The organism is Gottfriedia luciferensis (assembly GCF_002156865.1).
Classification (GTDB): Bacteria; Bacillota; Bacilli; order Bacillales; family Bacillaceae_G; genus Gottfriedia; species Gottfriedia luciferensis.
In genome coordinates this window covers 1-7,693 of the sequence record NZ_NCTA01000073.1, presented here as the reverse complement: position 1 = coordinate 7,693, position 7,693 = coordinate 1, and the positions used below count along the sequence as shown (strand labels likewise).

At 34.6% G+C, this 7,693-nt stretch carries 9 protein-coding genes, 1 tRNA gene, 1 rRNA gene and 1 other RNA gene; 9 read left to right on the top strand and 3 right to left on the bottom strand.

Annotation, left to right across the window (positions count from 1 at the left end; translation table 11 throughout):
- Positions 1 to 185 precede the first annotated feature (185 nt).
- Positions 186 to 278: transfer RNA gene (locus B7R67_RS21480), tRNA-Ser, on the top strand.
- A 200-nt stretch (positions 279 to 478) separates the two neighbouring features.
- Here B7R67_RS21480 and B7R67_RS21475 read toward each other — a convergent pair.
- The 3 genes from B7R67_RS21475 to B7R67_RS21465 all read right to left on the bottom strand — a co-directional run bounded on the left by B7R67_RS21475 (position 479) and on the right by B7R67_RS21465 (position 2,488).
- On the bottom strand, positions 479 to 1,153 hold the full coding sequence (locus tag B7R67_RS21475) for a deoxynucleoside kinase (protein ID WP_088073034.1): 675 nt from the start codon (positions 1,151 to 1,153) through the stop codon (positions 479 to 481).
- Positions 1,150 to 1,791, bottom strand: coding sequence for a deoxynucleoside kinase (locus B7R67_RS21470; protein WP_088073033.1), 642 nt, complete (start codon positions 1,789 to 1,791; stop codon positions 1,150 to 1,152). Before B7R67_RS21470 ends, B7R67_RS21475 begins: the two co-directional genes overlap by 4 nt.
- Positions 1,792 to 1,897: 106 nt before the next feature.
- Entirely contained in the window at positions 1,898 to 2,488 is a 591-nt protein-coding gene (locus B7R67_RS21465) for a cysteine hydrolase family protein (RefSeq protein WP_088073032.1), read from the bottom strand.
- A gap of 82 nt (positions 2,489 to 2,570) precedes the next feature.
- Between B7R67_RS21465 and tadA the strand changes: the two genes are divergently transcribed.
- From tadA to B7R67_RS21425, 8 genes are all read left to right on the top strand, one after another.
- Positions 2,571 to 3,044, top strand: a complete 474-nt coding sequence (tadA, locus tag B7R67_RS21460) for a tRNA adenosine(34) deaminase TadA (RefSeq protein WP_088073031.1) — start codon at positions 2,571 to 2,573, stop codon at positions 3,042 to 3,044.
- A gap of 83 nt (positions 3,045 to 3,127) precedes the next feature.
- An RNA gene (gene ffs, locus B7R67_RS21455) (signal recognition particle sRNA large type) lies at positions 3,128 to 3,392 on the top strand.
- Positions 3,393 to 3,578: 186 nt separating this feature from the next.
- Positions 3,579 to 5,264 (top strand): DNA polymerase III subunit gamma/tau, encoded by a 1,686-nt coding sequence (gene dnaX / locus B7R67_RS21450; RefSeq protein ID WP_088073030.1) that lies wholly within the window; start codon positions 3,579 to 3,581, stop codon positions 5,262 to 5,264.
- A 20-nt stretch (positions 5,265 to 5,284) separates the two neighbouring features.
- Positions 5,285 to 5,611, top strand: a complete 327-nt coding sequence (locus B7R67_RS21445; RefSeq protein ID WP_142289604.1) for a YbaB/EbfC family nucleoid-associated protein — start codon at positions 5,285 to 5,287, stop codon at positions 5,609 to 5,611.
- An 11-nt stretch (positions 5,612 to 5,622) separates the two neighbouring features.
- Positions 5,623 to 6,219, top strand: coding sequence for a recombination mediator RecR (gene recR / locus B7R67_RS21440; protein ID WP_088073029.1), 597 nt, complete (start codon positions 5,623 to 5,625; stop codon positions 6,217 to 6,219).
- Positions 6,220 to 6,242: 23 nt separating this feature from the next.
- Positions 6,243 to 6,470, top strand: a complete 228-nt coding sequence (locus B7R67_RS21435) for a YaaL family protein (protein WP_088073028.1) — start codon at positions 6,243 to 6,245, stop codon at positions 6,468 to 6,470.
- Positions 6,471 to 6,803: 333 nt separating this feature from the next.
- On the top strand, positions 6,804 to 7,067 hold the full coding sequence (locus B7R67_RS21430; RefSeq protein WP_158095165.1) for a pro-sigmaK processing inhibitor BofA family protein: 264 nt from the start codon (positions 6,804 to 6,806) through the stop codon (positions 7,065 to 7,067).
- A 235-nt stretch (positions 7,068 to 7,302) separates the two neighbouring features.
- Positions 7,303 to 7,693, top strand: a 16S ribosomal RNA gene (locus B7R67_RS21425); the annotation flags it as partial.

Below are 7,693 nucleotides of genomic sequence, written 5' to 3'. Positions count from 1 at the left end.
GGGGCAGAAAAAATACTTTTGTATTCTCTGTCCCATTTTTTGATCTTATGGATAAATACGGTATAAAAAAGCCATACTATATAGGTGAAGAAAGAGGAAATAGTTATTTCAAAAAAAATATAAATTTTTTTTGAAAAATGCTTGACCATATTTTTACTGCATGTTATTATAAATCTTGTCAATACGGAGTAATACCCAAGTCTGGCTGAAGGGATCGGTCTTGAAAACCGACAGGGGTGTAACAGCCCGCGGGGGTTCGAATCCCTCTTACTCCTCCATTTTTTTTAGTTATTAACGGAGCGCATATATATATTGGAGATTGTCAACTCGTTACATGATTGTAACGAGTTTTTTGTTTGTCCTTTTTTCTAGTTCGAGACTAAGTAGCCTTCCGTGATGTGAAACTATAAATACTAACCTTTACGCCATATTAATAAAAGACCAGTAAAAGTAAAAACATCTTTCACTGGTCTCTATATTATCTAGATTTCATATATTTTTGAGAATGATTTAGTAAATTACCTATTTTTTTGACGATTTCTTCTACTGAAGATTCGTTTTTAATTAAATCGTATTCACTAATGCTTAAGCGTAGTACTGGACAAGCATTAAAATTATTAATCCAGTTTTCGTAGCGAGTATTCATTTCTTTCCAGTACTCAATAGGAGTTTGTTGTTCCATTGGACGTCCACGTTCCTTAATACGCTCAACGACTTCATCGAATGTACCTTCTAAATAAATCAACAAATCAGGAGCAGGGAAGTATGGTGACATAACCATAGCATCAAAAAGACTTGTATAAGTTTCATAGTCAACTTCGCTCATTGTGCCTTTTTCATAATGCATTTTTGCAAAGATTCCAGTATCTTCATAGATTGAACGATCTTGAATGAATCCACCACCGTATTCAAACATTCTTTTTTGTTCTTTAAAACGTTCAGCTAAGAAATAAATTTGCAAATGGAAGCTCCAACGAGCAAAGTCTTGATAAAATTTGTCTAAGTATGGATTTGTATCAACTTTTTCAAATGATGTACGAAAGTTTAATGCGTCTGCAAGTGCATTCGTCATTGTTGATTTTCCTACACCTACTGTTCCGGCAATTGTAATTACCGCGTCATTTCGTATTCCGTATTTTTCACGCAAATTCATATGCTTCTTAGCTCCTTTTGTAAGGTGTTTTCTAATGATTCAAGGATCATCGTTAAATCTCTTGGATTATTAACGAAATCAATCTGGTCTCCGTCAAATTTTAGGACAGGAATTTCAGGGTGTTTAGCTTGAAATTCTTTCATGTGTATCTCATAATCTTCTATTAACTGAATTAAATATTGGTCTTCTATCAATTGTTCGAATTCTCTACCTCGGAGTTCGATTCGTTTTTGTAAAGTCTCAAGACTTGCTGTTAGATAAATTACTACATTTGGTTTTGGCATATCTTCAGTTAATATCTGATATATTTTTAAGTATTTATCATGCTGTTTGTCTCTTAATGTTCTGCTAGCAAAAATTAAATTCTTAAGGATATGGTAGTCTGCTACTACTGGTATCGATTTTTTAAGAAACATTCGGTCAATATCTTCTAGTTGCTTAAATCGATTGCATAGGAAAAACATTTCTGTTTGAAAGCTCCACTCTTCAATATCCGTATAAAACTTACCCAAAAAAGGATTTTCATCTACAATTTCTTTTAATAACTCATAATGAAAGTGTTCAGAGATCGCTTTGGATAGAGATGTTTTTCCGACACCTATAGGTCCTTCTACTGTAATAAAAGGTACATGTATCATCTCTTGTCCTCCTTACTAGTCAAATTCCGTATCATACGTAAAACATACAGAAACTATTTTAACATACTGTAGCCAGAGCGAATACAATTTTAAAAAATTTCCAATTTCACTCTTTATCTACTATTAATTGATCAATGATACCGTCTATTTCCTGAGAAAGAATGATCTTTGCATTTAGAATGTCTTTCATCATATAAATCGAAATTTTTTCATCGTAATCCGTAACAGAGGAAATTGCATCATGGGGTATAATTAAGTTATAATCCCGCATGAATGCATCGTTTGCAGTAAATAGTACACATCGATTCCCAGCTACACCTATAATAACTAAGTGTGTAACTTTAAGTTTTTTAAGTAAATCATCAAGATGAGTTAAGTAAAAACCAGAATAGTTAGGTTTAAAGATAAAATAATCCTCTTCGCCTGGTGCTATCTGTTTTATTAATTTGTTGCTTATTGGATTTAAGCAGTGCTTAATAAGCTTTTCCGGCGTTGGATGATCAATTTTGTAATGATCATTAATATAGATAATTGGAAGTTTTTTATTTTTGAAAATTTCTCTTATGTAATTAATTTTTGGAATCATTCTAATCGATTTTTCGGCGAGAACACTACCATGTTTAAATGTAAATGAGTTAATTAAATCGACAATTAATAATGCGGGTAGTGGTTTGTTTTTATGTTTTGAAGAATACAATCGACTTCACTCCAATCTATGTTTAGTTTCTCTACTCGTAATAAGAATATTTGTTAGTTAAAGAAATAAAGAGGTGTAAAATTTGAATAAAGATGAGTTTTATATGAAGATTGCGATTGATGAGGCCTTAAAAGCAGAACAGTTAGGTGAGGTTCCGATAGGCGCTGTAATCGTCCACAATGACCAAGTTATAGCAAGAGGTTATAATGTGCGTGAAATAAAGCAATCAGCTTTAGGTCATGCTGAAATTACTACAATTGAAGAAGCGTGTAAAGTCGTTGATTCATGGAGATTAGAGGATACTACATTGTATGTAACCTTAGAGCCTTGTCCGATGTGTGCAGGTGCAATCATTCAATCAAGAATTCCTCGAGTTGTTTTTGGAGCAAAGGATCCAAAAGCAGGGTGTGGAGGTTCAATCTACAATCTTTTACAAGAGGAACGATTCAATCATCGCTGCGAAGTAATCTCGGGAATATTAGATGAAGAATGTGGTAAATTATTAACGAATTTCTTTAAAGAATTAAGGGCTAGAAAGAAAAATTTACCTTCATAAGGACAGGCATTGATTTTTTACAGTGCTTCGTATATACTTTAAATACCGCTTCAAACAGCGGTATAATTTAGGTTGTAACTTTGCCGTGCTAGGTGGGGAGGTAGCGGTGCCCTGTACTCGCAATCCGCTCTAGCGAGACTGAATTCCACTCCGAGGTGTATCTATTTCAGGGTCTGCCTTAAATAAGTGGTGTTGACGTCTGGGTCCTACGCAATGAGAACTCACGAACCTTGTCAGGTCCGGAAGGAAGCAGCAATAAGTGAGCCCTCTCGTGTGCCGTAGGGGTGCCTGGGCCGAGCTAACTGTTTAAGTAACGCTTGGGGTAGTGCATCGACGAGTGGTGCACGGCAGTAACTTTATAAAAACTCACTCAATATTGGGTGAGTTTTTTTGTTATATTCATGAAATGAAAATTGTCTGCCTTAACCTAAAAACCCACATTCGAAGAGTTTACTTTATTTTCTTTAAAATATTTTCCATCAATTCAATACATGGGGTATAATAATGATGACTTTGTAAGAAGGAGGAAATCAATTGACTTATCAAGCATTATATCGTTTGTGGAGACCGCAGCAATTTAAAGATGTTGTAGGTCAAGATCATATTATACGAACGTTACAAAACTCCCTTCTTCAGCAAAAAGTATCTCATGCTTACTTGTTTACAGGTCCTCGAGGAACAGGTAAAACAAGTACAGCTAAGATTTTTGCAAAAGCTTTAAATTGTGAGCATGCACCTACAAATGAGCCTTGTAACGAGTGTGTAATTTGTAAAGGTATTACTGATGGTTCGATATCAGATGTAATAGAAATTGATGCTGCTTCAAATAACGGTGTAGATGAAATTCGTGATATTCGAGAAAAGGTGAAATATGCTCCTTCTGTAGGGAAGTATAAAGTTTACATAATAGATGAAGTACATATGTTATCGATCGGAGCTTTTAATGCTTTATTAAAAACATTAGAAGAACCTCCAGGGCATGTTATTTTTATATTAGCTACTACAGAACCACATAAAATACCTTTGACGATTCTTTCAAGATGTCAGCGCTTTGATTTTCATAAGATAAGTTCACAAACTATTTCAGAGCGATTAACTGTCGTATTAAATCACCAGCAAACGTTAATTGATCCAGAAGCATTAATGATGTTATCTCGAGCTGCTGAAGGTGGTATGCGAGATGCGTTAAGTATTCTTGATCAAGCTATTTCGTATAGTGATGAATCGATATCGTTAGAAGATGTATTGGCAGTTACAGGTACAGTGGCACAAGAGCGTTTGTTATCTATTGTAGCAGCTATAATAGAGGGGAATGTCTCGGCTTGTTTAACGAATATTGAGGATTTATTAAACCAAGGGAAAGACCCTGTAAGATTTATTGAAGATTTAACTGTATACTATAGAGATATTCTTTTATATAAACATTCACCAAGTACGGTTGAATTACTTGAAAGAGCAACGCTAGGTGAACAATTTATAGAAATTTGTAATGCATATAACGATGAGTTAATATATGAAATTATTGCATCGCTTAGTAAAAGTCAGCAAGAAATGAAATGGACTAATCATCCAAGGGTATTACTTGAGGTAGCAATTGTTCAGCTTTGCCAAAAAGCTTCCATTAGCAATGTCGGAAAAAAATCAGATGAGCTAACGGCGTTAATTAATAAAATCAATACGCTTGAAAAAGAAGTTAAACACTTAAAAGAAAATGGCATTGCAATCAGTGGAACAAGTGAAGCAACACAAAATACAAAACCAAAATCAACTAATACTCGTTCTAAAATACCTAGCAGTTTAATACAAGGTGTATTACGAGCGGCTTCAAAACCAGAAAAGAATAAAGTATTAGCTGTTTGGCCATCCTTGCAAGATCAATTAAGGTTTCAAAATAAGGTTTCTACAGCTACATTAGTATCGTATGGAGAAGTAGTAGCAGCTTCATCTGAACAGTGTATTGTTGCTTTTAAATCAGAGACGATTTGTGATTTAATCAATAACAATGGTGAACAGGAGCATTTAACTACGATTAACCAAACTTTATCTAATTTATTAGGTGGAGAAATGAGTATGTTAGCAATTCCCGAAGATGATTGGAGATCAACTAGGGATTCTTATTTAAATACTACAAAACAACAAGAGACTTCAACTGAGGTTGCACCGATTGTACAAGAGGCAATTAATCTTGTTGGTGAAGATTTAGTGATAATTAAAGACTAATTATATTGGAGGAATTCGAAATGATGCGTGGCGGAATGGGTAATATGAATAACATGATGAAACAAATGCAAAAAATGCAAAAACAAATGGAACAAGCTCAAAATGAGTTAAATGAACGTACATTTGTTGGTACTGCTGGCGGCGGTATGGTAACAGTGACAGCTAATGGATTAAAACAAATTGTAGAAGTAAATATTAAAGAAGAAGTTGTTGATCCTGAAGATATCGATATGCTTCAAGACTTAGTTTTAACTGCAACTAACGATGCAATTAAACAAATTGAAGAAGCAACTTCAAAAACAATGGGTCAATTTACTAAAGGAATGAATATTCCTGGTCTATTTTGAGGATAAGATAGATGCATTATCCTGAACCAATATCCAAATTAATAGATAGTTTCATGAAATTGCCTGGGGTTGGTCCCAAAACAGCTGTTCGTCTTGCTTTTTTTATGTTAGATATGAAGCAAGATGACGTATTAGATTTTGCAAAGTCGATGATTGATGCAAAAAGAAAACTTCTTTATTGCTCTGAATGTGGTCATATTACTGATCAAGATCCATGCTATATTTGTAGTGATCAACATAGGGATCGATCAACAATATGTGTCGTTCAAGATACTAAAGATGTTATCGCTATGGAAAAAATGAGAGAATATCAAGGGTTATATCACGTACTTCATGGAGCAATATCTCCAATGGAAGGTGTTGGACCGGAGGATATTAAAATCATGGAATTACTAAGCAGATTAAAAGATGATGTAGTTCAAGAAATAATTCTGGCTACCAACCCGAATATAGAAGGCGAAGCAACTGCTATGTATATTTCTAGACTGTTAAAATCTACAGGTATAAAAATTACGCGAATTGCACATGGTCTACCAGTAGGCGGAGATTTAGAATATGCAGACGAAGTTACGTTGTCAAAAGCTTTGGAAGGTAGAAGAGAACTTTAGAAACTGATTAATGGAGATCGACCATGGTTTTTTTTCGAAAAAAAGGAAAGCTTCGTAAAGAATTTGATGAAAAGCTAGTTGATAAGCTACATGATTATAAGGATATCTACTTAAGTCAAGTAGAGTTAATGGAAAGAAGTGTAGATCCTCCAGAGGATTTATTGACCCACGTTAAACTTTATCAAGCAAAATACTTTTTCTTATTAAAAGAAGCTAAAGCAAGAAATGTTTTAATTACTAGAATGAAATAATGTAAAAGAGTTTATTGTTTTTTGCAATGAACTCTTTTTTTGCACATTAAGATAGTATAAATTGTTAGCGGTGTAGAATATCCCGCATAGTTGCCAAGTATAGTGATTACGTATAAGTGAAACTAAGCCCCCATCTTCGCCTAAAGGAATTTATAGTTCACATCTATTAATTACTAACAATTGCACGAAGTAGATCAAAATTTTCATGATTAGCGGTTATCATTAAAAATGATTACTAGTTTATTTTAATATTGGTTTTTAGGCATTGAATAGGAACTCTTCTCATACAATCTTAGTACAAGGTGTACAAGTTATATGAGAGGAGTTTTTTTGTTGAATAGTATTATTATGGTATCTGTTGTGTTGTTTATTATATTATTTCTATTGTTAGTTGGGCTACCTGTTAAAGCATTGAGAAGTATTAGTAGGTTTGTTTTAAGAGGGGTCATATGCGTTATGATTGTATTTATTTTAAACTATGCATTTGCTTCAAATAATTTTCATATACCGATTAATGCTGTAACATGTGGCTTCCTTAGTTTACTTGGTGTGCCAGGTGTAGTAGCCTTAAGTGTAATTGGTATTTATCTAGTTTAAAAAAATAAATAAAAAAAATAAAAAAACTGTTGACCGGTTCTTAAGGGGATGTTATATTTATATACGTCGCTGATGCGGCAAACAAAATAATTAAAAAAATCGGTTGACAGATTTTGTCGACGATGATATGATTATTAAGTTGTTAAAAACAAACGATGATCTTTGAAAACTAAACAAAACATGAAGTAAACGTCAATTATTAGTTTTTTGAGCAATACAAGATTTAAACTTAACTTTTATGGAGAGTTTGATCCTGGCTCAGGACGAACGCTGGCGGCGTGCCTAATACATGCAAGTCGAGCGGACTAATTGGAGCTTGCTCCAATTAGTTAGCGGCGGACGGGTGAGTAACACGTGGGCAACCTACCTATAAGACTGGGATAACTTCGGGAAACCGGAGCTAATACCGGATGACACAAAGGAACTCCTGTTCCTTTGTTGAAAGATGGCTTCGGCTATCACTTATAGATGGGCCCGCGGCGCATTAGCTAGTTGGTGAGGTAACGGCTCACCAAGGCGACGATGCGTAGCCGACCTGAGAGGGTGATCGGCCACACTGGGACTGAGACACGGCCCAGACTCCTACGGGAGGCAGCAGTAGGGAATCTTCCGCAATGGACGAAAGT

Excerpts from the sequence above, each read along its gene's own strand:
- B7R67_RS21445 (WP_142289604.1), top strand. The coding sequence starts at position 5,285 with ATGATGCGTGGCGGAATGGGTAATATGAATAACATGATGAAACAAATG.
- B7R67_RS21470 (WP_088073033.1), bottom strand. The coding sequence starts at position 1,791 with ATGATACATGTACCTTTTATTACAGTAGAAGGACCTATAGGTGTCGGA.
- B7R67_RS21435 (WP_088073028.1), top strand. The coding sequence starts at position 6,243 with ATGGTTTTTTTTCGAAAAAAAGGAAAGCTTCGTAAAGAATTTGATGAA.
- recR (WP_088073029.1), top strand. The coding sequence starts at position 5,623 with ATGCATTATCCTGAACCAATATCCAAATTAATAGATAGTTTCATGAAA.
- B7R67_RS21475 (WP_088073034.1), bottom strand. The coding sequence starts at position 1,153 with ATGAATTTGCGTGAAAAATACGGAATACGAAATGACGCGGTAATTACA.